General features: G+C 64.9%; 20 protein-coding genes. 7 read left to right on the top strand and 13 right to left on the bottom strand.

What is annotated here, in order from left to right; translation table 11 throughout:
• Positions 1 to 18: 18 nt before the first annotated feature.
• Both ACODTA_RS14435 and ACODTA_RS14430 read left to right on the top strand, forming a co-directional pair.
• The gene (locus tag ACODTA_RS14435; RefSeq protein WP_489066787.1) at positions 19 to 1,668 is read left to right on the top strand and encodes an alkaline phosphatase family protein; all 1,650 of its coding nucleotides are present in this window, start codon (positions 19 to 21) and stop codon (positions 1,666 to 1,668) included.
• 35 nt (positions 1,669 to 1,703) lie between these two features.
• Positions 1,704 to 3,653, top strand: a complete 1,950-nt coding sequence (locus tag ACODTA_RS14430; RefSeq protein WP_489066608.1) for a sulfatase-like hydrolase/transferase — start codon at positions 1,704 to 1,706, stop codon at positions 3,651 to 3,653.
• 174 nt (positions 3,654 to 3,827) lie between these two features.
• Here the strand turns inward: ACODTA_RS14430 and metH are convergent, their stop codons facing one another.
• The 4 genes from metH to ACODTA_RS14410 all read right to left on the bottom strand — a co-directional run bounded on the left by metH (position 3,828) and on the right by ACODTA_RS14410 (position 9,541).
• Complete coding sequence (gene metH / locus ACODTA_RS14425) at positions 3,828 to 6,425, bottom strand: methionine synthase (RefSeq protein WP_489066607.1); 2,598 nt, start codon at positions 6,423 to 6,425, stop codon at positions 3,828 to 3,830.
• Positions 6,426 to 6,594: 169 nt separating this feature from the next.
• A complete protein-coding gene (locus ACODTA_RS14420; protein ID WP_489066606.1) occupies positions 6,595 to 7,644 on the bottom strand; it encodes a homocysteine S-methyltransferase family protein in 1,050 nt (349 codons plus the stop codon).
• Positions 7,641 to 8,582 carry a methylenetetrahydrofolate reductase gene (gene metF / locus ACODTA_RS14415; protein WP_489066605.1) on the bottom strand — a complete coding sequence of 314 codons (942 nt, stop codon included), beginning with the start codon at positions 8,580 to 8,582 and terminating at the stop codon, positions 7,641 to 7,643. Before metF ends, ACODTA_RS14420 begins: the two co-directional genes overlap by 4 nt.
• On the bottom strand, positions 8,579 to 9,541 hold the full coding sequence (locus ACODTA_RS14410; protein WP_489066604.1) for an ArsR/SmtB family transcription factor: 963 nt from the start codon (positions 9,539 to 9,541) through the stop codon (positions 8,579 to 8,581). The genes metF and ACODTA_RS14410 overlap by 4 nt, the downstream gene beginning before the upstream one ends.
• A gap of 156 nt (positions 9,542 to 9,697) precedes the next feature.
• On the opposite strand from ACODTA_RS14410, the gene ACODTA_RS14405 reads away from it, so the two are divergent.
• Positions 9,698 to 10,015: a hypothetical protein gene (locus ACODTA_RS14405; RefSeq protein ID WP_489066603.1), complete on the top strand. Its 318-nt coding sequence runs from the start codon at positions 9,698 to 9,700 to the stop codon at positions 10,013 to 10,015.
• The gene (locus ACODTA_RS14400; RefSeq protein WP_489066602.1) at positions 10,012 to 10,209 is read left to right on the top strand and encodes a hypothetical protein; all 198 of its coding nucleotides are present in this window, start codon (positions 10,012 to 10,014) and stop codon (positions 10,207 to 10,209) included. The genes ACODTA_RS14405 and ACODTA_RS14400 overlap by 4 nt, the downstream gene beginning before the upstream one ends.
• A gap of 106 nt (positions 10,210 to 10,315) precedes the next feature.
• On the opposite strand, the gene groL is transcribed toward ACODTA_RS14400, so the two are convergent.
• Both groL and groES read right to left on the bottom strand, forming a co-directional pair.
• A complete protein-coding gene (gene groL / locus ACODTA_RS14395) occupies positions 10,316 to 11,959 on the bottom strand; it encodes a chaperonin GroEL (RefSeq protein ID WP_489066601.1) in 1,644 nt (547 codons plus the stop codon).
• A 112-nt stretch (positions 11,960 to 12,071) separates the two neighbouring features.
• Positions 12,072 to 12,359, bottom strand: a complete 288-nt coding sequence (gene groES / locus ACODTA_RS14390) for a co-chaperone GroES (RefSeq protein ID WP_222989562.1) — start codon at positions 12,357 to 12,359, stop codon at positions 12,072 to 12,074.
• Positions 12,360 to 12,624: 265 nt separating this feature from the next.
• Here groES and ACODTA_RS14385 point away from each other — a divergent pair, with 265 nt between their 5' ends.
• From ACODTA_RS14385 to ACODTA_RS14375, 3 genes are all read left to right on the top strand, one after another.
• Positions 12,625 to 13,056 carry an energy transducer TonB gene (locus ACODTA_RS14385; protein ID WP_489066599.1) on the top strand — a complete coding sequence of 144 codons (432 nt, stop codon included), beginning with the start codon at positions 12,625 to 12,627 and terminating at the stop codon, positions 13,054 to 13,056.
• Positions 13,057 to 13,144: 88 nt separating this feature from the next.
• Positions 13,145 to 15,010, top strand: coding sequence for a signal peptide peptidase SppA (gene sppA / locus ACODTA_RS14380; protein WP_489066598.1), 1,866 nt, complete (start codon positions 13,145 to 13,147; stop codon positions 15,008 to 15,010).
• Entirely contained in the window at positions 15,007 to 15,570 is a 564-nt protein-coding gene (locus ACODTA_RS14375; RefSeq protein ID WP_489066597.1) for a GNAT family N-acetyltransferase, read from the top strand. Before sppA ends, ACODTA_RS14375 begins: the two co-directional genes overlap by 4 nt.
• A 16-nt stretch (positions 15,571 to 15,586) precedes the next feature.
• On the opposite strand, the gene ACODTA_RS14370 is transcribed toward ACODTA_RS14375, so the two are convergent.
• From ACODTA_RS14370 to mdh, 7 genes are all read right to left on the bottom strand, one after another.
• Complete coding sequence (locus ACODTA_RS14370) at positions 15,587 to 16,204, bottom strand: trimeric intracellular cation channel family protein (protein ID WP_489066596.1); 618 nt, start codon at positions 16,202 to 16,204, stop codon at positions 15,587 to 15,589.
• A 361-nt stretch (positions 16,205 to 16,565) separates the two neighbouring features.
• Positions 16,566 to 17,207: a hypothetical protein gene (locus tag ACODTA_RS14365; RefSeq protein ID WP_489066595.1), complete on the bottom strand. Its 642-nt coding sequence runs from the start codon at positions 17,205 to 17,207 to the stop codon at positions 16,566 to 16,568.
• A gap of 69 nt (positions 17,208 to 17,276) precedes the next feature.
• Entirely contained in the window at positions 17,277 to 18,671 is a 1,395-nt protein-coding gene (lpdA, locus tag ACODTA_RS14360; RefSeq protein ID WP_489066594.1) for a dihydrolipoyl dehydrogenase, read from the bottom strand.
• Between the two features lie 102 nt (positions 18,672 to 18,773).
• Positions 18,774 to 20,006 (bottom strand): 2-oxoglutarate dehydrogenase complex dihydrolipoyllysine-residue succinyltransferase, encoded by a 1,233-nt coding sequence (gene odhB / locus ACODTA_RS14355; protein ID WP_489066593.1) that lies wholly within the window; start codon positions 20,004 to 20,006, stop codon positions 18,774 to 18,776.
• 8 nt (positions 20,007 to 20,014) lie between these two features.
• Positions 20,015 to 22,933: a 2-oxoglutarate dehydrogenase E1 component gene (locus ACODTA_RS14350; protein ID WP_489066786.1), complete on the bottom strand. Its 2,919-nt coding sequence runs from the start codon at positions 22,931 to 22,933 to the stop codon at positions 20,015 to 20,017.
• A gap of 59 nt (positions 22,934 to 22,992) precedes the next feature.
• A complete protein-coding gene (gene sucD / locus ACODTA_RS14345; protein WP_489066592.1) occupies positions 22,993 to 23,877 on the bottom strand; it encodes a succinate--CoA ligase subunit alpha in 885 nt (294 codons plus the stop codon).
• An 87-nt stretch (positions 23,878 to 23,964) separates the two neighbouring features.
• Positions 23,965 to 24,927: a malate dehydrogenase gene (gene mdh, locus ACODTA_RS14340; RefSeq protein ID WP_489066591.1), complete on the bottom strand. Its 963-nt coding sequence runs from the start codon at positions 24,925 to 24,927 to the stop codon at positions 23,965 to 23,967.
• Between the last annotated feature and the right edge of the window lie 99 nt (positions 24,928 to 25,026).

Below are 25,026 nucleotides of genomic sequence, written 5' to 3'. Positions count from 1 at the left end.
GCCGATTGGCGACAGGAGATATTCGTGAAGGCTTTCATCCGTATCGCAGCCACCGCAACCTTTCTTGCCGGAGCGGCGACCGGTGCCCTTGCCCAGGAAAAGCCGGCACAGCCACCCAGGCTGGTCGTCGCGATCTCCGTCGACCAGTTCTCCGCAGATCTCTTCGCGGAATATCGCCAGCTCTATTCGCAGGGGCTGAAGCGGCTGGAGATGGACGGCGCGGTCTTTCCCTCGGGCTATCAAAGCCATGGCGCGACCGAAACCTGCCCGGGCCATTCGACGATCCTGACCGGCTCCCGCCCCTCACGCACCGGCATCATCGCCAATGAATGGATCGACCTGAGCATCGCGCGCGCCGACAAGCGCATCTATTGCTCGGAAGATCCCACGGTGCCGGGCAGCGATTCGGAGAATTACACCACTTCCACCGGCTTTCTGAAGGTGCCGACGCTGGGCGACCGGATGAAGGCCGCCAATCCCGCCAGCCGCAGCGTCTCGGTCGCCGGCAAGGATCGCGCGGCGATCATGATGGGCGGGCACAATACCGATCAGATCTGGTTCTGGGGGGGCAAGAGCTACGTTACCCTGCCTGGACGCACCGGCCCGCGCCCCGCGATCGTCGATCAGATCAACGCCCGCGTGGCCGGCATCGTCGCCAAGACCGGAAAGCCGGTGCTGCCCGCGATCTGCCGTGCGCGATCGGTGGCGGTTCCCGTCGGCGGCGGCAAGCAGGTTGGCGTGCTTGCAGATCGCAAGGCCGAGGATTTCAAGAATTTCCGCGCTGCGCTCGATTTCGACGCGGCAACCGCCGATCTCGCGATCGGGCTGATCCGCGACATGAAGCTGGGTCAGGGCCCGGCGACCGACATCATCGATATCGGCCTGTCGGCCAACGACTATGTCGGCCATTATTACGGCACCGAAGGCGCGGAGATGTGTGCGCAGCAGATCGGCCTCGACGCCAATATCGGGCGCATCCTGGCCGCGCTCGACGCGACGGGCGTTCCCTATGTCGTCGCGCTGACCGCCGATCATGGCGGCCACGACCTGCCCGAGCGCAATGCAGCGCGCGGCTTCGCCCGCGCCGAGCGCGTCGATTCCGCATTGTGGTCCGGCACGCTGCTGAAGCCGATCATCGATGAGTTCCGGTTGAAGTTGACCGGCCCGCTCGCCCGCGTCGAAAGCGGCAATGTCTATCTGTCCCTCGACGTACCCGCGGATATCCGGCCGCTCGTCCTGTCGGCGATCCGCGCGAAACTGCTCGCACATCGCCAGGTCGCTGCCGTCTTCACGGCGGAGGAGCTGCGCCGCATGCCCGATCCCCAGCCTCCGGTCGAGGAATGGTCGCTCGCCGAACGCATGCGCGCGGCGTTCAACGCCGAGCGTTCCGGCGATCTGGTGATGCTGCTCAAACCCTATGTGACGCCGATCGCCGATCCCACCAAGGACAGCGTCGCCACCCATGGTTCACCCTGGATCTATGATCGCCGGGTACCCATCATCTTCTATCGTCCGGGTACCGTGCCGTTCGAACAGCCGCTGAGCATCGAGACGGTGGACATCATGCCAACGCTCGCTGGCCTGATCGGTCTCGAGGTGCCCAGCCAGGAAATCGACGGACGCTGCCTCGATCTCGATGCGGGGCCCAAGGACACCTGCGGAAAATAACCCCCTCTTAACCATAGAGGGACTAGGCGGCGTTCATGCAGACCGAGCGCCGCCGCGATCTCTGGACCCTGGCGTTCGCCTTCGTGCTGACGCTGATGCTGGAACTCGCGCTGGTCGAACGCAAGTTCGCGCTGTTCGGCGGCGGGTACGGCCAGTCGCATGTGCTGGATACGCCAGGCGAGATCGCGACATTCGCGATCGGCGCGCTCACCGCGCACGCGCTGCTGCTCGGCGTCTTCTTCCTGATCCTGCGCCGGCTGCACGGACGGCTCTGCGATCCATTGCTGTTTCGCTTCAGCCTGCTCTTCTTCGGTGTCGCCGCCTTTTCGGCTGCATTGATCGCGAAGTTCGAGGTGCTGAGCTATTTCAGCGACGCGGTCAGCTTCGAATTGATCCGCAACCTGGGCGGCGGCAGCCTGTTCGACGCGTTCCTGTTCGCGCTCAGCGAAGGCGGACTGATGCTGGGCATCACCGCCATCGCGCTACTCTTCTACCTGATCTGCGTGCGCTATATCCGCAGGCGCGCCGGCCGGCATCATGCGCCGCCCGCGCTGACGATCGGCCGCTGGGTGGCAGGGCTCGCGATCACGATACCGTTGATCGCGGCCTTCGCCAATCGCGATCCCGACGTCCGTTACGGGCTTAACCGGATGACGGCCTATGGCCTCGCCAACATGCTGCTCGAACAGGCGACCGATTTCGATCGCGACGGTTATGGCTGGTATTCGGCGCATATCGACCGCCATCCCTTCGACGCGACGCGCCACCCTCTCGCGCTCGACATTCCGGGCAACGGCATCGACGAAGACGGCTTTGGCGGCGATCTGGTCTTCACCGGGCCCGATCCGGTGATCGCGGCACCCCGGCTACCGGCCCGGCCGAAACACCTCGTCGTCATCGTGATGGAAAGCACGCGCGGCGACGTGATCGGCAAGCGGGTCAACGGGCGGCTCGTCGCCCCCAATCTGAATGCGCTGGCGCAAGGCGGCAGCCTGTTCCCCCATGCCTATAGCCATGTCGGATTCACCACCGCCTCACTCAAGAGCCTGTTCTCCGGACGGCTCGATCCCCGGGCCGGCGATCCTTCGCTGTTCACCGACCTGAAGGCCAACGGCTATCGCATCGGCGTCTTTTCCGGGCAGCCCGAGAGCTTCGGCGATATTTCGGCGGTGGTTGGCATGCAGCGTTCGGCCGACATCTTCGTCGATGCGGAGACGTTAAAGGACGAGCGCTCGCTCAATTTCGCCGCCAAGGGCTCATTGCGGGTCGATGAGACCAAGCTGCTCCGCGAGTTCGATCGCGGCATGGGCGACAAGGCCGACTGGACCCGCCCGCACTTCGTCTATTTCAACTTCCAGTCACCGCATTTTCCCTACCATCATCCTGGCCTCCCCGACACGCTCGGCATTAATCCACTGTCGCGCGACCGGATCGGCGCGGAAAATGCAGCGCGCGTCCAGCAGACCTATTGGAACGCCGTCGCCTATGCCGACGCGCAATTGGGCGCTGTGATCGCCCGGCTGAAGGCATTGGGCGTCTGGGAGGATGCGCTGCTCGCGGTGACAGGCGATCATGGCGAAGCGCTGTTCGAGAACGGCTTTCTCGGCCACGGCCATGTCATCGACCCCGATCAGACGCATATTCCGCTGGTGCTGAGCCTCCCCGGCCTGGGCCATGACCGGCCCCTGGGCCTCAAGGACATGCGTGGACTGTTCCTCGCAGCGCTCGGCGGAGCGGCGGTTCCAACGACCACAAAACCGACCTTCCTCCATATCGGGCCGATCGGCGCGCCGACCGCGATCGGCATCGTCGAACCCGGCGGCGCCTTCACAACGCTGACCCTCGACACAGAGGATATATGGTTCGGCGATACCGGCAGGCGCGCCCGCTATTCGGAGCTTTCGGGGGCCGACCGCGTTCGCGCCGACCGGCTGATCACCGAATGGGGCCGCCAGCGCTGGATGAAATATCTCGAACAACGCTGAGGCCAATGCCAAGGTGCGGATGCGTCAGCATCCCTGCGCCTTGGTATAAGGCGCCCTGAGCGCCGACGCTTCACCGTTCGGGCTGAGCCTGTCGAAGCCCTGCCTTCCTTTCGCGTCGCGACTGAAGAAGGACAAGGCTTCGACAGGCTCAGCCCGAAGGAGACCGGACGCCGCTCAATCCAGATTGGGCCTCAGCCACCGCGTCGCCTGTTCCAGGTCCACGCCGCGCCGCGCCGCATAATCCTCAAGCTGATCCCGATCGATCCGTGCCACACCGAAATATTCGGCCTGCGGATGCCCGAAATAGAAACCGGAAACCGCTGCGGTCGGCAGCATCGCGAAGCTCTCGGTCAGCGAGATGCCGGTCGCATGGTGTGCATCGAGCATCTTGAACAGGATCGGTTTCAGGCTGTGATCGGGGCAGGCCGGATAGCCGGGCGCGGGGCGGATGCCGCGATACTGCTCGCGGATCAGCGCCTCGTTGGTCAGTTGCTCGCCCTCGGAATAGCCCCATAGCGCGGTGCGCACATATTGATGCAGCCGTTCGGCGAACGCCTCCGCGAGCCGGTCCGCCAGCGCCTTCAGCAGGATATCCGAATAATCGTCGATCGCCGCCTTGAAGCGCGCCAGATGCGGTTCGATGCCGTGGATGCCGACCGCGAAGCCACCGATCCAGTCGCCGTCATGGCTGATGAAATCGGCCAGGCACATATTCGCCCGCCCCTCGCGCTTGGCGATCTGCTGGCGCAGGAACGGCAGGCGCACATGGCTTTCATCGTCCATATGCACGATCACGTCGTCGCCCTCGCGCCGGCACGGCCACAGCCCGGTGACGCCCTTCGCAACCAGCCAGCGCTCGGCGATCACCTTGTCGAGCATCGCCTGCCCATCGCTGAACAGTGATCGCGCGCTTTCGCCGACCACCTTGTCGTCCAGGATCGCGGGATAATTGCCCGCCAGTTCCCAGGCGCGGAAGAAGGGCGTCCAGTCGATATAGTTGCGCAGATCGGCGAGATCCCAGTCATCGAACACATGGACGCCGGGCTGGCGCGGTCGGCCAGGCTTCAATGCCATGTCCGCCTCGAAGCCATTGTCGCGCGCCTTGTCGATCGGCACGAGCGCGCTCTGCCCCTTGCCCTCTCGCGCCGCGCGCACCGCGGCATATTCGTCGGCGACCTTGGCGACATAATCGTCGCGCTGCGTCTCGCTCACCAATGTGGTCGCGACGCCGACCGCGCGGCTCGCGTCGAGCACATGGACGACCGGCCCCTTATAGGCTGGCTCGATCCGCAGCGCGGTATGCACGCGCGATGTCGTCGCGCCACCGATCAGCAGCGGCATCGTCATCTGCGATCGCTGCATCTCCTCCGCCACCGTCACCATCTCGTCGAGCGAGGGGGTGATCAGACCCGACAGGCCGATCATGTCGGCATGATTCTCGTTCGCCGCCTCGATGATCTTCGACCAGGGCACCATCACGCCCAGATCGACGACCTCGAAGCCATTGCACTGGAGGACGACGCCGACGATGTTCTTGCCGATATCATGGACGTCGCCCTTGACCGTCGCCATGATGATCTTGCCCTTGCCCTTGGCGCCGGGCTCCTTGCTCGCTTCGATGAAGGGCAGCAGATGCGCCACCGCCTTCTTCATCACGCGCGCGGACTTCACCACCTGGGGCAGGAACATCTTGCCCGATCCGAACAGATCGCCGACCACGTTCATGCCGTCCATCAGCGGGCCCTCGATCACCTCGATCGGCTTGGCGAACTGAAGCCTTGCCTCCTCGGTATCCTCGACGACATGCATGTCGATGCCCTTGACGAGCGCATGTTCCAGCCGGCGCGCGACATCCCAGCCGCGCCATTCCGCCGCCTGCTTCTCCGCAGCCGCATCGGTGCCGCGATAACGCTCGGCGAGCGCGATCAGCCGCTCGGTCGCGTCGTCGCGGCGATCCCAGATCACATCCTCGCACGCCTCGCGCAGTTCGGGATCGATCGCGTCATAGACGTCGAGCTGGCCGGCATTGACGATGCCCATGTCCATGCCCGCCTGGATCGCGTGATAGAGGAACACCGAATGCATCGCGCGGCGGACGGGCTCGTTGCCGCGGAAGCTGAACGACAGGTTCGAGACGCCGCCCGAGATATGGACGTGCGGGCACGCCGCCTTGATGTCGCGGCACGCCTCGATGAAGTCGATCGCATAGCGGCGATGTTCGTCGATCCCCGTCGCCACCGCGAAGATATTGGGATCGAAGATGATGTCCTCGGGCGGGAAACCGATGCCCGTCAGCACATCATAGGCGCGCTTGCAGATCTCCAGCTTGCGTTCGCGCGTATCCGCCTGCCCCACCTCGTCGAACGCCATCACGACGACGGCGGCGCCATAGGCCATGCACAGCTTCGCCTGCGCGACGAACTGGTCGATCCCTTCCTTCATGCTGATCGAATTGACGATCGGCTTGCCCGAAACGCATTTGAGCCCCGCCTCGATCACCGACCATTTCGAGCTGTCGATCATCACCGGCACGCGCGCGATATCGGGTTCGGCGGCGATCAGCTTCAGGAAGGTGACCATCGCCTCCTGCGAGTCGAGCAGCCCCTCGTCCATGTTGACGTCGACGATCTGGGCGCCGTTCTCCACCTGCTGGCGCGCCACTTCCACGGCGCGCGTGTAATCGCCCGCCATGATCAGCTTCTTGAACGCCGCCGAGCCGGTGACGTTGGTGCGCTCGCCGATATTGACGAAAGAGGCGGATTGCAGGGTCATTCGAATTTCCGTTTTCCAGGCGAAATCGATGCGGCTTGCAGTCGACTTCGTCCAATCCTCAATTCCCGTTCAGGCTGAGCCTGTCGAAGCCTGGGCCTTCTCCGCTCTGGATGCGAAAGAAAAGGCAGGGCTTCGACAGGCTCAGCCCGAACGGGCCTGTTCCAGTCGCTCAGGCCGCCATGATCATCGGTTCCAGGCCCGCCAGCCTTGTGCGCACGTCCGGCTTCACCGCCTTGCGCGGCGGCAGGCCCGCCACCGTCTTCGCGATGGCCGCGATATGCGCCGGCGTCGATCCGCAGCATCCGCCCAATATGTTGACCTGCCCGGCATCCGCCCATTCGCGGACCAGCGCCGCGGTCTGTTCGGGCAGTTCGTCATAGGCGCCCAGTTCATTGGGCAGGCCAGCATTGGGATAGACCATGATCAGCGTGTCAGCGATCGCGCTCAGCGACCGCACATGCGGGCGCAACTGCTCGGCGCCGAACGAGCAGTTAAGCCCGATCGTCACCGGCCGGGCATGGCGCACCGCATGCCAGAACGCCTCCACCGTGTGGCCGGACAGGTTGCGGCCCGACAGGTCAGTCAGCGTCATCGACAGCATGATCGGCAGGTCGCGCCCCAGCGCCTCGCCCGCCTCGATCGCCGCCATGATGCCTGCCTTGGCATTGAGCGTATCGAACACCGTCTCAATGAGGATGAAGTCCACCCCGCCTTCGACCAGCGCGTCGATCTGCTCACGATACACCTGCTTCAGATAGTCGAAATCGATCTCACGATATCCGGGATCATTGACGTCGGGCGATAGCGACAGCGTCTTGTTCGTCGGCCCCAGCGCCCCCGCCACGAAGCGCGGACGGCCGTCCTTCGCCGCATATTCGTCGGCCAGCCGCCGCGCGATCTGCGCGGAAGCGACATTGATCTCCCTCACCAGATGCTCGGCGCCGTAATCGGCCTGGCTGATCACATTGGCGGAGAATGTGTTGGTCGAGACCATGTCCGATCCCGCATCCAGATATTCGCGCGTGATCGTCTCCGGCACCTCGGGTTTGGTGAGCGCGAGGATGTCGTTATTGCCCTTCTGGTCATGGGCCAGGCCCAACGTGCCGGCATAATCGGCCTCGACGAGCTTCCAGTTCTGGATCTCGGTGCCGAAAGCGCCGTCAGTGAGCAGGATACGCTTCCCCGCCTCCGCGAGAAGCCGTTCGCGTACCGTCGTCATGCCGCCTCCACTCGTGCATCCGCATTCGGCCGCAGCCCGAGCAGATGGCAGATCGCATAGCTCAGCTCGGCGCGGTTGAGCGTGTAGAAATGAAAATGCCGGACGCCGCCCGCATAAAGCCTGCGGCACAGCTCAGCCGAGATCGTCGCCGCGACGAGCTGGCGCGCGGCGGGATGATCGTCCAGCCCCTCGAACAGCCGATCCATCCAGGGCGGGATCGCGGCGCCGCACATCGCGGCGAACTTGCGCGTCTGCGCCACGTTGGACACGGGCAGGATGCCGGGCACGATCTCCGCATCGATGCCCGATGCCGCCGCCTGATCACGGAAGCGGAAAAAGGCGTCAGGCGAGAAGAAGAATTGCGTGATCGCGCGATTGGCGCCCGCATCGAGCTTGCGCTTCAGATTGTCGAGATCCGCCTGGGCGTTCGCCGCTTCGGGATGCGTCTCGGGATAGGCCGCGACCGAGATTTCGAACGGCGCGATCTCCTTGAGGCCCGCGACCAGTTCGGCGGCGCTCGCATACCCCTCCGGATGCGGCGCGAAGCGCGCGCCGACGACCGGCGGGTCACCGCGCAGCGCGACGATATGGCGGACGCCCGCCACCCAATAGGATTCGGCGACCTCGCGAATCTCGTTGCGGCTGGCCTCCACGCAGGTCAGATGCGCGGCGGCGGGGATCGCGGTTTCCCGCTGGATGCGCGCAACGGTGGCGTGCGTACGCTCACGCGTCGATCCACCCGCGCCATAGGTGACCGACACAAAGCGTGGCGCGAGCGGTTCGAGCGTCTGCACCGCGCTCCACAGCGTTTCTTCCATCTTCTCGGTCTTCGGCGGGAAGAATTCGAACGAAACCTGCGCGTCCCCGGCAAGATCCGCGAACAAAGGCGCATCGAGCGCGCGGCGCGCTTCCTCGAGCTGGTTGATGCTGAGCGTCATGCGGCCCTCCGCTGATCAAGCGCGGCGGGCACGCGGCGACCCAGCCAGAGTTTCACGGTGAGGGCACCGCCCTTCAATTCCTCGATCGCCACGGTTTCCAGTCCCGCCTCCTCATACCAATGCCTGATCTGCTCGTCGCCGAAGCCGAGCCGCGCATGTGCCTGTTCGGCGCGCAATTCCTCGCGATCGTGCGGCGCGAAGTCCGCGATCAGCAACCGTCCACCCGGCGCCAGCAGCCGTGCCGCCTCCGCGATGGCGAGTTCCGGCATCTGCGCGAAATGCAGCAATTGATGCAGGATCACCGTATCCGCCGACCGATCGTCCAGTGGCAGCGCGTACATATCGGCCTGGCGCAGATCGACGGCATCGAGCCCGGCCTCCGCCAGTCGCGCGCGCGCCAGCCGCAGCATCTGCGGGCTGCGATCGATGCCCAGCGCGGCTTCGGCGCCATGGCCAAACAGCGCGATCATCCGGCCGGTGCCCGTGCCGATATCGACCAGCCTGCCGATCGGCTCTGGCCCGAGCAGCGCGGTCATCGCCGCCTCGACCTCGCTCTCGGCGACGTGCAGGCCGCGGATCGCATCCCATTGTTCGGCATGCGCATCGAAATAACGGCCCGCCGCCTCCGCGCGATCCGCGCGTACCGCCGCGAGTCGCGCGGCATCCGCCGCCTGCCAATGATCGACCTGCTGCCCGTGCTGCCAGGCATCGAGCGCGGCGGTCAACGGATCGACGATGCGCCGGTCGCCCAGCCCCAGAAACACCCAGCTCCCCTCGCGCCGCCGCTCGGTCAGGCCGGCATCGGACAGGATTTTGACGTGGCGCGAGACGCGCGGCTGGCTTTGCCCCAGCACCTGTGCCAGTTCGCCCACCGACAATTCCATAGCGCGCAGCAATGCGAAGATCCGAAGCCGGGTCGGATCGGCAAGCGCGCGGAAGACTTCGAGCTCAACGGACATGAACCATCATATAAAGATATCTTTATATGAGGTCAACGCACGGATTTCCGTGATCCGCCCTGGAACCGGCACCCCGTTGCGTGGTTCTGGACGGCGGGATAGGCTCGGCTACGGCCCGTATCGCGGGTCGGTCGAAATTGAAACAGGAGTGCGCTCATGAGGAAATCCATCACCGCATCATTGATCCTCGCCGCCGCGATGGGCCTTTCGGCCTGCAGCGAGAAGGCGCAGAACGAAGCCGGTGAAGCCGCCAACGCGATCACCAGCGACGCGGCCGCGACGATCGACAATGCGGCCGCCGATGTCGCCAATATCGGCGCGGATGCAGTGGGCGCGGCTGAGAATGCCGCTGACAAGACGGGCGATGCGCTCGAGAACGGCGCCAAGGCGGTCAAGGCCGGCGCCGCGAACACGCTCGACTCCGCAGGCGACAAGCTGAAGCAAGGCGCGGCTGACGCACGCAAGAGCTCGTGAGCGCACGCTGGCTGATCATATCGGCGTGCGCGGCGCTGGCCGCGTGCGACACCGCCGGCGACAATACCACAGTGGGCGGCGTCTCGCCGAGTGAGGCCAAGGCGTTGAACGAGGCGGCCGAGATGCTTGACGAAGGCGCCGCCAACAGCGCGGTGCCACCGCCGCCCGCCGATGCGCCGGTGCCGGCATCCTGACCAAAGCCAGCCAAACTCCATAGCCAAAGGAAAAGGGCCGGGGATCACTCCCCGGCCCTTCTCTTTTTCCGCCTGAACGGCGGGCGTCGGAAATCCGATCAGTCGATCAGAAGTCCATGCCGCCCATGCCGCCCATGCCGCCGCCGCCCATGGGCATGGCAGGCTTGTCTTCGGGCAGTTCGCTCACCGCCGCTTCGGTGGTGATGAGCAGACCGGCGACCGACGCTGCGTTCTGGAGCGCGGTGCGGACGACCTTGGTCGGATCGATCACGCCGGCCGAGACCAGGTTCTCATAGGTGTCGGTCGACGCGTTGAAGCCGTACGACGTGTCCGACTGGTCGAGCAGCTTGCCCGACACGACGGCGCCATCATGGCCGGCATTCGCGGCGATCTGGCGGACCAGCGCGGTCAGCGAGCGGCGGACGATGTCCACACCGCGGGTCTGATCCTCGTTGGCGCCGGTCAGGCCGTCGATCGCCTTGGTGGCATACAGCAGAGCCGTGCCGCCACCGGGGACGATGCCTTCCTCGACCGCGGCGCGGGTCGCGTGCAGCGCGTCGTCGACGCGGTCCTTGCGCTCCTTCACCTCGACTTCCGAAGCACCGCCGACCTTGATCACGGCAACGCCGCCGGCGAGCTTGGCGAGGCGCTCCTGGAGCTTCTCGCGGTCGTAATCGCTGGTGGTGTTCTCGATCTGCTGGCGGATCGCATCGGTGCGGCCCTTGATCGCGTCGGTATCACCCGCACCGTCGACGATGGTGGTGTTGTCCTTGTCGATCGAGACGCGCTTGGCGGTGCCGAGCATGCCGAGCGTGACGCTCTCGAGCTTGATGCCGAGATCCTCGGAGATCACCTCGCCCTTCGTCAGGATCGCGATGTCCTCGAGCATCGCCTTGCGGCGATCGCCGAAGCCCGGCGCCTTGACGGCAGCGACCTTCAGACCGCCGCGCAGCTTGTTCACCACGAGCGTGGCCAGGGCCTCACCCTCGATGTCCTCGGCGATGATCAGCAGCGGACGGCCCGACTGGACGACCGCTTCCAGGATCGGAAGCATCGCCTGCAGGTTCGACAGCTTCTTCTCGTGGATCAGGATGTACGGATCGCTGAGTTCGACCGCCATCTTCTCGGGATTGGTGATGAAATAGGGGCTCAGATAGCCACGGTCGAACTGCATGCCTTCGACGACGTCGAGCTCGAATTCGAGGCCCTTGGCTTCCTCGACGGTGATCACGCCTTCCTTGCCGACCTTCTCCATCGCCTCGGCGATCTTCTCGCCGACGACGGTGTCGCCATTGGCCGAGATGATGCCGACCTGGGCGACCTCGTTCGAGCCCGAGACGGGCTTCGAGCGCGACTTGATGTCCTCGACGACCTTGCCGACGGCCAGATCGATGCCGCGCTTCAGATCCATCGGGTTCATGCCCGCCGCGACCGACTTCATGCCCTCACGGACGATCGCCTGAGCGAGCACGGTGGCGGTGGTGGTGCCGTCACCGGCGACGTCGTTGGTCTTCGACGCCACTTCGCGCACCATCTGCGCGCCCATGTTCTCGAACTTGTCCTTGAGCTCGATTTCCTTGGCGACGGTAACGCCGTCCTTGGTGATGCGCGGCGCGCCGAAGCTCTTGTCGATCACGACATTGCGGCCCTTGGGGCCGAGGGTCACCTTCACAGCGTCCGCCAGGATGTCGACACCCTTCAGGATACGCTCGCGCGCGTCGCGCGAAAATTTGACGTCTTTCGCAGCCATTTCGTGTTCCTTCTTCGAAACGAAAAACCGTTGAGGCCGGGCTTATTCTTGCCCTGCCCACTTCCTGCCCGCCCATCGCCGATGCGACCGGAGCGAGCGATCGGTCGTCAGGTCAGCCGACGATCCCGAGGATGTCGCTTTCCTTCATGATCAGCAGGTCTTCACCGTCGATCTTGACCTCGGTGCCGGACCATTTGCCGAACAGGATCTTGTCGCCCGCCTTGACGTCGAGCGGCGTCACCGTGCCGTCTTCGGCCTTCGAGCCCGAACCGGCAGCGACGACTTCGCCTTCCTGCGGCTTTTCCTTGGCGGTGTCGGGGATGATGATCCCACCCGCGGTCTTCTCTTCAGCCTCGACGCGGCGGACGAGAACGCGGTCGTGCAACGGACGAAACTTCATGCGTCACCCTTTCCTCTATTGTGCAGGGCATCAGCCCCTGCGATTGCGAACCTATTAGCACTCGCACCTGTCGAGTGCCAGCGGCGCGCATATGTGTGTCAGCCTTGGGGAGGTCAAGCGCCTAGCTCAAATTTAGTTCGCGGCGAATGCGGGGTGCGGCAGGCCGCCCATTCCCAAGGTTGTATGGATCGCCGCCGCGGGATCGCCGCAAACGGCACCAAGCGGACGTCCGCAAGAGTTGCTATTGCGTTCGCCCTCCATCGACATGAGAACCGATATCAGCCCCGATTCTGAGCGGAGAATGATGACGATGCCTCCCAGACAGATAGCGCTGACCCTGCTCTGTGCGGCACAATTGCCTTCTCTCCATCCCGCATGTGCTCAAACTGGCGACAAGCCCGCCAACGCTCAAACTGGCGGCGTGGTGGTCAATCGCCCCTGGATCACGCTCGACGATTATCCGGCAAGCGCCCTGGCTCGCAGGGCGGAGGGCACATCCACGGTCAGATGGACGATCACCAAGGAGGGCTTCGTCGCGAATTGCAGGGTCGTTAAATCGAGCGGCCATGCCGATCTGGACCAGGCCACGTGCCAAGCGATCACATTGCGTGGCCGCTATCGGCCGCAAACCGATGCAAACGGCAACCCCGTCGACGTCGAGGATCAACGATCGATCAGGTGGACCTTGCCCCAGTAAACCCGTCAAGAGCACGGTCCCGCGGACGGTGGACAGGGCCGGCAAGCTCCTATAGCCCGAGTTGAAACGCTCATTCGGGAGTCTGGTCTTGGCGTTCGTTCGGGGTGCGTGGAAAATCCTCATGGGGGTCAAGGACGCGCTCGTCCTCTTCCTCCTGCTGCTCTTCTTCGGGCTGGTCTGGACCGCGCTGTCGGCGAAGCCCAACCCTGCGAAGGTGACCAGCGGCGCGCTGCTCGTCGATCTGGGCGGCAGCCTGGTCGAACAGCCAGAGGAGAGCGATCCCGTCGCCATGCTCAGCGGTGCTTCGGTCGCGCGCCAGCACCGCCTGCGCGACGTCGTCCGTGCGCTCGAAACCGCCGCCAGGGACGACCGGATCAAGGTGGTCGTGCTCGACCTCGATACCTTTGTCGGTGGAGGACAGACGACGATCCAGCGCGCCGCCGCCGCCGTCGACACGATCCGCGCCGCGAAAAAACCAGTGCTCGCCTTCGCGACCGGCTATACCGACGACAGCTACGCGCTGGCGTCGCACGCCTCGGAAGTGTGGCTCGATCCGTTCGGCATGGCGCTTTTCACCGGCCCCGGCGGCTCGCGCCTCTATTATAAGGGCCTGATCGACCGGCTGGGCGTCACAACGCATGTCTACCGCGTCGGCACCTATAAAAGCTTCGTCGAGCCCTATACGCGCGCCGACCAGTCGCCGGAAGCCAAGGAAGCCGATCAGGCGCTCGCTGGCGCCCTGTGGCAGAACTGGCAGGACGCCGTGATCAAGGCGCGGCCCAAGGCGCAGCTCGCCGGGTTCATCGCCAGCCCCGACGCGCAGATCCGCGCGGCGGGCGGCGATCTCGCCAAGGCCGCGCTCCAGGCCGGGCTGGTCGACAAATTGGGTGACCGCATCGCCTTCGGCAAGCGCGTCGCCGAGATCGCGGGCGAAGGCGACAACAAGCAGCCCGGCTCCTTCCGCCACACCAAGCTCGCCAACTGGATCGCGGCCAATCCGCCCCCCAGCGGCGGGCAGATCGGCGTGATCACCGTGGCCGGCGACATCGTCGATGGCAATGCGCTGCCGGGGACCGCAGGCGGCGACACGATTTCCAAGCTGATCCTGGACGGGCTGACGGAGAAGGATCTGAAGGCCCTGGTCGTGCGCGTCGATTCGCCCGGTGGATCGGTGCTCGCGTCCGAGAAGATCCGTCTCGCGATCCTTCAGGCCAAGGCCAGGGGCCTGCCGGTGACGGTCTCGATGGGATCGGTCGCGGCATCGGGCGGCTATTGGGTGTCGACGCCGGGTGACCGCATCTTCGCCGAACCCTCCACCGTCACCGGCTCGATCGGCGTGTTCGGCATCATCCCTACCTTCGAGAATGCGCTCGCCAAGATCGGCGTCACCTCCGACGGCGTCGCCACCACCCCGCTTTCAGGCCAGCCGGATATCTTCGGCGGCACCAATCCAACCTTCGACGCGGTGATCCAGGCGAGCATCGAGAATGTCTATGGCCGCTTCGTCGGGCTGGTCAGCCAGTCGCGCAAGCTGCCCGCCCAGCGCGTCGACCAGATCGCGCAGGGCCGCGTCTGGGACGGCGGCACCGCTCGCCAGATCGGCCTGATCGACCAGTTCGGATCGCTTGAGGATGCGATCGCTGATGCGGCGAAGCGCGCAAAGCTCGATCCCGCCAAGGCCGTGCCCGTCTATCTGGAAAAGCAGCCGGGCTTCTTCGAGGCGCTGTTCCAGGGCTGGACCCAGGACGATACCGAGGACAGCCGCGATGCCGACCTGCTGACGCGCCTTTCGCGCCAGCGCATCGCGACACTGTTCAGCGCGGTCAAGGATGCGGAAATGCTTGCCAACGGCCCTGCCGTACGCGTCCAGTGCCTCGAATGTCCCATCGAACCGGCGCGCACCGCGCCACTGCGCGGCTCGGTCGTCGCGCGCATTCTGGAGTGGTTTAAATGACGATCAAGATACGCGCCGCGCGTGACAGCGACGCGGACCAGATTTCCGCTATCTACATGCCCTATGTAACGGGCAGCGCGATCTCGTTCGAAACCAGGCCGCCGAACGCAGCCGAAATGCTGGAGCGGATGCACGGTTATGATCAGCTTTATCCCTGGCTGGTCGCGACCACCGAGGATGACGACGCTGTGCTCGGCTATGCCTATGCCTCGCGGTTCCGCGATCGTCCCGCCTATCGCTACACCGTCGAGACCTCGATCTATCTCGGCGGCGGCGTCGCCGGGCAGGGCGTCGGGCGGCTGCTTTATTCCGCGCTGATCGAGACGCTGATCGCGCAGGACTTCACCCAGGCGATCGCGGTGATCTCATTGCCCAACGAACACAGCATCGCGCTCCACGAAGCGACGGGTTTCCGTCGGGCCGGCATCGTCCGCGAGATCGGCTACAAGAGCGGTCAATGGCACGATATCGGCATGTGGCAGCGCGAGCTGTCAGAACCGACCGAACCACCGCGCGATCCCAAACCCTTCGCGTCGAGCGGGCTGGTCGGGCCGAAATAAGCCCGGTCGCGACCGGTCAACGCTGGTAGCCCGGCAAGCCGACGCCCCGCACGATCGCCCAGCCCCGCAGCAGGAAACCGGCGAAGGCCGCGATCACTGCGGCGGCCAGCGAGGGCATGCCCAAAATGGTCAGGGCGACGAACGACAAGGACGCCAGCGCCGCCGCCGTCACGTAGATTTCGGGGCGGAGCAGGATCGATGGTTCGCCGGCCAGCACGTCGCGGATGATGCCACCGACGCAGGCCGTGATCACGCCCATCATCACCGCGGGCAAGGGCTGGATGCCGAAGGCGAGCGACTTGGCGGCGCCGAACACCGCATAGGCGGCAAGCCCGATCGCGTCGAACCAGTCCAGAGCATTTTCGCGCCAGATCCGCCGGGGCGTGAACCAGACGATCAGCGCCGTCGACAGGCAGACAAACGGCACACGTTGATCCTGAACCCAGAAGACCGGCGCACCGATCAGCAGGTCGCGGACCGTTCCGCCGCCGACTCCGGTGACGACAGCGAAGAAAGTGAAGGTGACGAGCGTTTGCCGCTTCTGCGCCGCCGCGAGCGCGCCGGACGCGGAAAAGACCGCGATCCCGACAAGATCGAGCGTCGCGAACCACAGCGCGATCGGCAGCTTGTCCATGGCAGCATATCCCCCTTGCCGCCCTTATTCCTCACCTGTCATTTCCGCGAAAGCGGGAAACGCCAGTTCGGTTTGGCCAATCCCGCTTTTCCGTGAAGTATCGAAGAGAAGAAGAACAAGCAGCGTGATTTCGGCGAACGCGCATTGGTGTCCGGGATTTCCGAGAAGCGCCCCAACCGTTCGGGCTGAGCCTGTCGAAGCCCTGTCCTTCTAATGCGAAGCCAAAGAAAAGCAGGGCTTCGACAGACTCAGCCCGAACGGATCTGGTGGCGGCAGGGATATGAGCCCGGCTTGGTGTGGGCCACACCAAACCACCCCCCGGACAGCGCTTTCCCCGGAAAAGACAGGTAAGAAAGGGCTCTTAAATATATCGCTGCACACAGGCGTCCATCACCGCCGTGGGGTTGCCGAGCTTCGCGACGGTGCTCATCGCCTTGCGCTTCTGCTCGGTCCCTTCCGGGCCATTGTCGATGCCCTGCCGCGCCATCAACGGCGCCAGCTTGCCATCCAGCTTGCGCTCGAGCGCGCTATATTGGGTCAGCGTCTCCTCGTAACGCCCGTCGCTCGCCAGCGCCCGGCCGACGAACTGACGCAACATGTCGCAGCCCAGCCCGGCGACGAGCGGATCCCTGGGCAGTTCGGGTTGCGCGGTCGCAGCGACCGGATAGGCCTGGGCGCAGGGCTCGACGAGCTTTTCCCATTTGCCGTCGGTCACCTTGTCGGCGATCTCGGGCATGCGCTTGACCACCGCGCCGGCCTGTTCGGCGGAAAAGCTTTCCTGCTGTGCGCCGGTCAACAGGGCATAGCGCAGTGTCTCGCCCTTGGCCTCCACGCTGAGCGGCGCCTTGATATCCGTCGTGTTCACCCGCGCATGGGCAGCGGCGACGACACCGCATGTTGCCGCCCGCTCCACCGGATCGGCGGAGAGGGCGACCTGCTTGGGTCCGCACGCGACCGTCGCCGCGACCAGGCCGGGCAGGACGATCAGCAGAGCCTTGTTCATGTTTCACTCCCGTATCAACTACGGGAGTCAGTGCTTGAGCGAGGTTTCCGTTCCTCGGCTCGTCGCGGATCAGATATGGATCGGCTTGCCCAGCACGCCCATCGCCGCTTCCTTGATCGCTTCCGAATGCGTCGGGTGCGCATGGCAGGTATAGGCGATATCCTCGCTGGTGGCGCCGAATTCCATCGCCTGCGCCGCCTGCGCGATCATCGTGCCGGCGACCGAGGTGATGATCCAGACGCCCAGAACGCGATCGGTCTCCGCATCGGCGATCACCTTCACGAAACCCGCAGTGTCGTGAATGGTCTTGGCGCGGCTGTTGCCCGCCATCGGGAACTTGCCGACCTTCACCTCGCCCTTCTCGCGCGCGGCTTCCTCGGTCAGGCCGACGCCCGCGATCTCGGGCATGGTGTAGACCACGCTCGGGATGACGTCGTGGTTCACGATGCCGGTGAGCCCGCCGATATTCTCGGCGACCGCGATGCCTTCATCCTCGGCCTTGTGCGCGAGCATCGGGCCGGGAACAACGTCGCCGATCGCCCAGATGCCGGGAACGGCGGTCTGGAAGCGGTGATCGGTCTCGATCTGGCCACGACCGTTGACCGCAAGCCCGGCCTTGTCGAGGCCGAGACCGTCGGTGTTGGGCCGGCGGCCGATCGCGACCAGCACGGTATCGGCCTCGATCGTCTGCGCCTCACCACCCTTGGCGGGCTCGACGGTCAGGACGACGCCCTTGCCCTTTTTCTCGGCCTTGGTGACCTTGGTGCCGGTGCGGATATCGAAGCCCTGCTTCTTGAAGATGCGGCCGGCTTCCTTGCGGACCTCGCCGTCCATGCCGGGCAGGATCTGGTCGAGATACTCGACCACGGTCACCTGCGCGCCAAGGCGCCGCCAGACCGAACCGAGCTCGAGCCCGATCACCCCGCCACCGATCACGACCAGATGGCCGGGCACCTTGGGCAGTTCGAGCGCGCTGGTCGAATCGACGATCGCCTTGTGGTCGATCTCGACACCCGGCAGCGGCGTAACGCTGGAGCCGGTGGCGATAATGATGTTCTTCGCCCGATAGCTCTTGCCCGCGACCTCGACGCTGTCCTTGCCGGTGAAGGTGGCCAGGCCCTTCAGCCAATCCACCTTGTTCTTCTTGAACAGGAACTCGATGCCGCCGGTCAGGCCCTTCACCGCGTCCTTGCGCGAACCATGCATCGCGTCGAGATCGAGGCTGGCGCCTTCCACCTTCACGCCGAACTTGGCCAACGCGCCCGAATGCGCCTCCTCATAGAGGTGCGAAGCATGGAGCAGCGCCTTGGACGGGATGCAGCCGACATTGAGGCAGGTGCCGCCCAGCGTCTCGCGGCCCTCGGCGCAGGCGGTGCGCAGGCCGAGCTGCGCCGCGCGGATCGCGGCGACATAGCCGCCGGGTCCGGCGCCGATCACCAGGACGTCATAGTCATAATCAGCCATGTCAGCGTTCCTTAGAGCGATTACCAGCCAGATCGATCATCTGACAACTCGGCAATCGCGGTCAAAACAAAAGCCCGGGGCAGTCGATACGATCGACCGTCCTCAAAGATCGATCAGCAGCCGGGTCGGATCCTCGATCGCGTTCTTGATCGCGACCAGGAAGGTGACGGCCTCACGCCCATCGACGATGCGATGGTCGTAGCTGAGCGCGAGATACATCATCGGACGGATGACGATCTGGCCGTCACGAACGACCGGGCGATCCTCGATCCGGTGCAGGCCGAGCACGCCCGACTGCGGCGGATTGATGATCGGCGTCGACATCAGCGATCCGAACACGCCGCCATTGGAAATGGTGAAGGTGCCACCCTTCATCTCCTCCAGCTTCAGCGTGCCGTCCTTGGCGCGCTTGCCGAAATCGCCGATCGTGTTCTCGACCTGCGCGACGCTCAGCGTCTGCGCGTCGCGGATGACCGGCACGACCAGACCATTGGGCGCGGACACCGCGACCGAGATGTCGGCATAGTCGCGATAGACGATCTCGTCGCCCTCGATCGAGGCATTGACCGCCGGCACATCCTTGAGCGCCTGGCAGGCCGCCTTCACGAAGAAGCCCATGAAGCCCAGGCGCACGCCATGCTTCTTCTCGAACAGATCCTTGTACTTCGCACGCGCTTCCATGACCGCGGTCATGTCGACATCATTGAAGGTGGTGAGGATCGCCGCGCTGTTCTGTGCTTCCTTCAGGCGATGTGCGATCGTCTGGCGCAGGCGCGTCATGCGGACGCGTTCTTCCTTGCGGCCACCGATCTCCGGCAGCGCGGCGGTCGGCGCGGGCGCCGGCGGCGCGGCGGCAGGCGCCGGCGCATCCTTGGCGGTGCTGGCGGCGGCCAGTACGTCTTCCTTGGTCAGGCGGCCATCCTTGCCGCTGCCCTTGATCGACGACGGATCCAGCCCATGCTCGAGCACCAGCCGGCGAACGGCGGGGGACAACGTCATCACCGGTTCCTCGCCGACGGCGGGCGCCGGCTGGGCAGCCGCTGGCGCTGCCGCCTCGGCCTTGGCGGGCGCTGCGGGCGCGGCTGCCGCACCGGCGCCACCTGCTTCGATCATCGCGATCGTCGCACCGACATTCACGGTATCGCCGGGCTGCGCGAGATGCGCGCCCATGACGCCGGCGACGGGCGCGGGCACTTCGACCGCGACCTTGTCGGTTTCCAGGCTCGCGATCGGCTCATCCGCCTTCACGGGCTCGCCCGGCTGCTTGAGCCATTCGCCGATCGTCGCTTCGGTGATCGATTCGCCCAGCGTCGGGACTTTGACTTCGGTGGCCATGATTCAGTTCAACCCTTCTTCTGGCGCCGGATTTCCTGGCGAACGCTGTGGCCGAGCGCATCGGCGACCAGCGCGCCCTGTTCGGCCACGTGCCGCTTGGCGAGGCCGGTGGCGGGCGATGCGGACGCGGCCCGGCCAGCATAGCGCGCGCGGTTCGGCTTGACGCCGGCATCGGCCAGCGACTGTTCGATATATGGTTCGACGAACGACCAGGCACCGTTGTTCTTCGGCTCTTCCTGGCACCAGACCACCTCGTCGAGATTGGTCATGCGCTTCAGCCTGGCGGTCAGCGCCTCACCCGGGAAGGGATAAAGCTGCTCGATCCGGACGATCTCCGTATTCTTGTCGTCCGCCGCGTCACGCGCCTCGATCAGGTCATACGCCACCTTGCCCGAGCAGAGCACGAGACGCTTCACGTCACCACTCTTGGGCGCACTGGGATCGGACTTGATCCGCATGAAGTGCGAATCGCCCATGAACTCCTCGGCGCTCGACACCGCCATCTTGTGGCGGAGCAGCGACTTGGGCGTCATGATGATCAGCGGCTTGCGGAACGGACGCAGCATCTGCCGGCGCAGCACATGGAAATAGTTCGCCGGGGTGGTGATGTTGCAGACCTGGATATTGTCCTGCGCGCAAAGCTGGAGATAGCGCTCGAGGCGTGCAGAGCTATGCTCAGGCCCCTGCCCTTCGTAACCGTGCGGCAGCAGCATGACGAGGCCGTTGGCGCGCAGCCACTTGGCTTCACCGGCCGCGATATACTGGTCCATGATGATCTGAGCGCCGTTGGCGAAATCACCGAACTGTGCTTCCCACAACACCAGGGTCTTCGGGTCGGCCATGGCATAACCATATTCGAAGCCGAGCACGCCATATTCGGAGAGTGGGCTGTCGAGCACCTCGAACCGGCCATGCGGCACGGTACCCAGCGGCACATATTTATGCTCGTCATTCTGGTCGACCCAGACGGCATGACGCTGGCTGAAGGTGCCGCGCCCCGAATCCTGGCCCGACAGGCGCACACCGAAGCCTTCGGAAACCAGCGAGCCATAAGCCAGCGCCTCACCGGTCGCCCAGTCGAAGCCCTGCCCCGTCTTGAACATCTCTCGCTTGGCATCGAGGATGCGGCCAAGCGTCTTGTGGATGACGAGATCGTCGGGAACCGTGGTCAGCGTACGGCCAAGGCTGTCGAACAGCTTCTTCTCAATGCCCGATTCCACCGCGCGGCGCGCGGTTTCGGAATCGGCGGGCTTGTTGAGGCCCGACCAGCGGCCGGCGAACCAGTCCGCCTTGTTGGGCTTGTAGCCCTTGGCGGTCTCGAACTCCTCTTCGAGCAGGTCGACGAACGACTGGCTCGACTGTTCGGCCCATGCGCCGTCGATCACGCCCTCGCTCACCAGCCGCTCGCCATAAATGGCGCTCACCGGCGGATGCTGGCGGATCTTCGCGTACATCAGCGGCTGGGTGAAGCTGGGCTCGTCGCCTTCGTTGTGGCCGAAGCGGCGATAGCACCACATGTCGATCACGACGTCGCGATCGAACTTCTGGCGATATTCGATCGCCATCTTGCAGGCGAAGGTCACGGCTTCCGGATCGTCGCCATTAACGTGGAAGATCGGCGCCTGGACGCCCTTCGCCACATCCGATGGATAGGGCGAGTTGCGCGCGAATTGCGGCGACGTCGTGAAGCCGATCTGGTTGTTGATGATGAAATGGATGCAACCGCCGCTGGCATAGCCGCGAATGCCCTGGAAACCGAGCGTTTCCCAGACAATGCCCTGCCCCGCGAATGCGGCGTCGCCGTGGATGAGCACGGGCAGGACCTGGTCCATCTCCTCAAGGTCGTCACGGATGACGAGCGTCGCGCGCGCCTTGCCGAGCACGATCGGATCGACGGTTTCCAGGTGCGAGGGGTTGGGCACCAGCGACATATGAACGCTGATCCCGTCGAACTCGCGATCGGTGGAGGTGCCGAGGTGATATTTGACGTCGCCGGAACCGCCGACATCCTCGGGATTGGCGGAGCCGCCCGAAAATTCGTGGAAGATGACGCGGAACGGCTTGGCCATCACATTGGCGAGCACGTTCAGGCGGCCGCGATGCGCCATGCCGTAGACGATCTCGCGCACGCCGAGCTGGCCGCCATATTTGATCACCGCCTCAAGCGCGGGAATCATCGATTCGCCGCCGTCCAGGCCGAAGCGCTTGGTGCCGACATATTTGCGGCCCAGGAACTTCTCGTACTGCTCGCCCTGGATCACCTTGGCCAGGATCGCCTTCTTGCCTTCCGGCGTGAACTGGATGGCCTTGTCCTTGCCCTCCATCCGCTCCTGCAGGAAGCGACGCTCCTCCACGTCGGAGATATGCATATATTCCAGGCCGACATTGCCGCAGTAATTCGCGCGCAAAATCTCGACGACCTCGCGGATCGTCGCCTTTTCCAGGCCCAGTGTGCCGCCCAGATAGACCGGGCGATCGAGATCGGCGCCCGAGAAGCCATGATATTCCGGGGTCAGGTCGGCCGGCAGTTCGCGCTGGCTGAGACCAAGCGGATCCAGATTGGCGGCGAGATGTCCGCGCACGCGATAGGTGCGGATCAGCATCTGCGCGCGGATCGCATCGCCCGCGGCGGCGGCGATGGCATCGGACGAGACCGGCGCGGGCGCGGCGGGCACCGGCTTCGCAGCCTTGGGCTCGACCGCCATCTGCGTGGGATCGAGCGCGGCCGTGAGCGCGTCGGTTTCCTTGAGCGGCCAGTTGGCGCGGGCCCAGCTCGGCCCCGAAGCCGTCGTCTCAAGCCCTTCGAACCAGGCGCGCCAGGCGGGCTCGACCTTGTCGGGCGTCGCCTGATAAACGCGGTAGAGCCCTTCCACGAACCCCGGGCTCACGCCCGCGATATCGTCGAATTCCTGGCCTTCATAACCCATGTCACCGTCCTTCATGATCGTACCCGCCCGGCTGCCGGGCGGGCGATCGATGTCCGCGTTCAGCCCTTGAGCAGATCGACGAGCGTGACGCCGAGCTCGGACGGGCTGGGAGAAACGCGGATGCCCGCTTCCTCCATCGCCGCGATCTTGTCTTCGGCGCCGCCCTGGCCGCCCGACACGATCGCGCCGGCATGGCCCATGCGCCGTCCCGGAGGCGCGGTGCGGCCCGCGATGAAGCCGACCATCGGCTTCTTGCGGCCACGCTTCGCCTCGTCCTTCAGGAACTGCGCCGCCTGCTCCTCGGCGTCGCCGCCGATCTCGCCGATCATGATGATCGACTTGGTAGCCTCGTCGGCCAGGAACAGTTCGAGCACGTCGATGAAGTTCGTGCCGTTGACCGGATCGCCGCCGATGCCGACAGCGGTGGTCTGGCCGAGGCCCTGCTGGCTGGTCTGGAACACGGCTTCATAGGTAAGCGTGCCCGAACGCGAAACAACACCCACCGAACCCTGCTTGAAGATGCTGCCGGGCATGATGCCGATCTTGCACTCGCCGGGGGTGAGAACGCCGGGGCAGTTGGGGCCGATCAGCCGCGACTTCGAGCCCGACAGCGCGCGCTTCACCTTGACCATGTCGAGCACCGGAATGCCTTCGGTGATCGTCACGATCAGCGGCACTTCGGCATCGATCGCCTCCAGGATCGAATCCGCCGCGAATGGGGGCGGAACGTAGATCACGCTGGCATCCGCGCCGGTCTTCGCGACCGCCTCCGCAACCGTATCGAACACGGGCAGGCCGATATGCGTTTCACCGCCCTTGCCGGGGGTGACGCCGCCGACCATCTGCGTGCCATAGGCCAGCGCCTGCTCGGTATGGAAGGTGCCGGTGGCACCGGTCATCCCCTGGGTGATGACCTTGGTGTTCTTGTTGACGAGAATCGACATCGCGTCTTCTTTCCTTGTGTCATCCCCGCTTTCGCGGGGATCCAGCGTGATCGTGGTTGAACCCCGCCGAAGCGGGGACGATGGCGATTACTTCAGGCTCTCGTCGATCGCCTTGCAGGCATCGAGCAGTTCCTTCACCGCGTCGACCGAGACCTGGAGATTGGCCTTGGCCTCGTCGTCCAGCTTGATCTCGACGATCTGCTCCACACCGCCGGCGCCGATGATCACGGGCACGCCGACATACAGGCCGTCCAGCCCGTACTTGCCGTCGACATGCGCGGCGCAGGGCAGCAGGCGCTTCTGGTCGTTCAGATAGGCTTCGGCCATCGCGATGCCGCTGGTGGCGGGCGCATAATAGGCCGAACCGGTCTTGAGCAGCGCGACGATCTCGCCGCCGCCGCTGCGCGTGCGCTGCACGATCGCGTCGATGCGCTCCTTGGTCGAACGGCCCTGCTCGATCAGGTCGGGCACGGGGATGCCCGCGACCGTTGAATATTGCACGACGGGCACCATGGTGTCGCCATGACCGCCGAGCACGAACGTGTTCACGTCGCGCACCGAAACTTCGAACTCTTCGGCCAGGAAGTGGCTGAAGCGCGCGCTGTCGAGCACGCCGGCCATACCGACGACCATGTGGTGCGGCAGGCCCGAGAATTCACGCAGCGCCCAGACCATCGCGTCGAGCGGGTTGGTGATGCAGATGACGAACGCGTTGGGGGCATTGTTCTTGATGCCCTCGCCGACCGCCTTCATCACCTTCAGGTTGATGCCCAGCAGGTCGTCGCGGCTCATGCCGGGCTTGCGGGCGACGCCGGCGGTGACGATGATGACGTCCGCGCCCGCGATATCGGCATAATCGTTGCTGCCGGTGATCTTCGCGTCGAATCCCTCGACGGGGCCGCACTGGCTGAGATCGAGCGCCTTGCCCTGGGGGACGCCTTCGACGACGTCGAACAGGACGATATCGCCCAATTCCTTGATCGCCGCGAGGTGCGCGAGCGTTCCACCAATGTTACCGGCGCCAATCAGCGCGATCTTCTTACGGGCCATGCAGTCTTTTCTCCCTCGCCGGGGCGGAAAAAGGCCATGACTCGGGCCCCGCCCATCCAAGATTGGCGCCCGCTTAGGCGCATTGGATGACAAGGGCAA

The organism is Sphingomonas sp. FG14, assembly GCF_057809675.1.
Note: the sequence above shows the minus strand (reverse complement) of the source record. Positions and strands in the feature narration are given on the sequence as shown.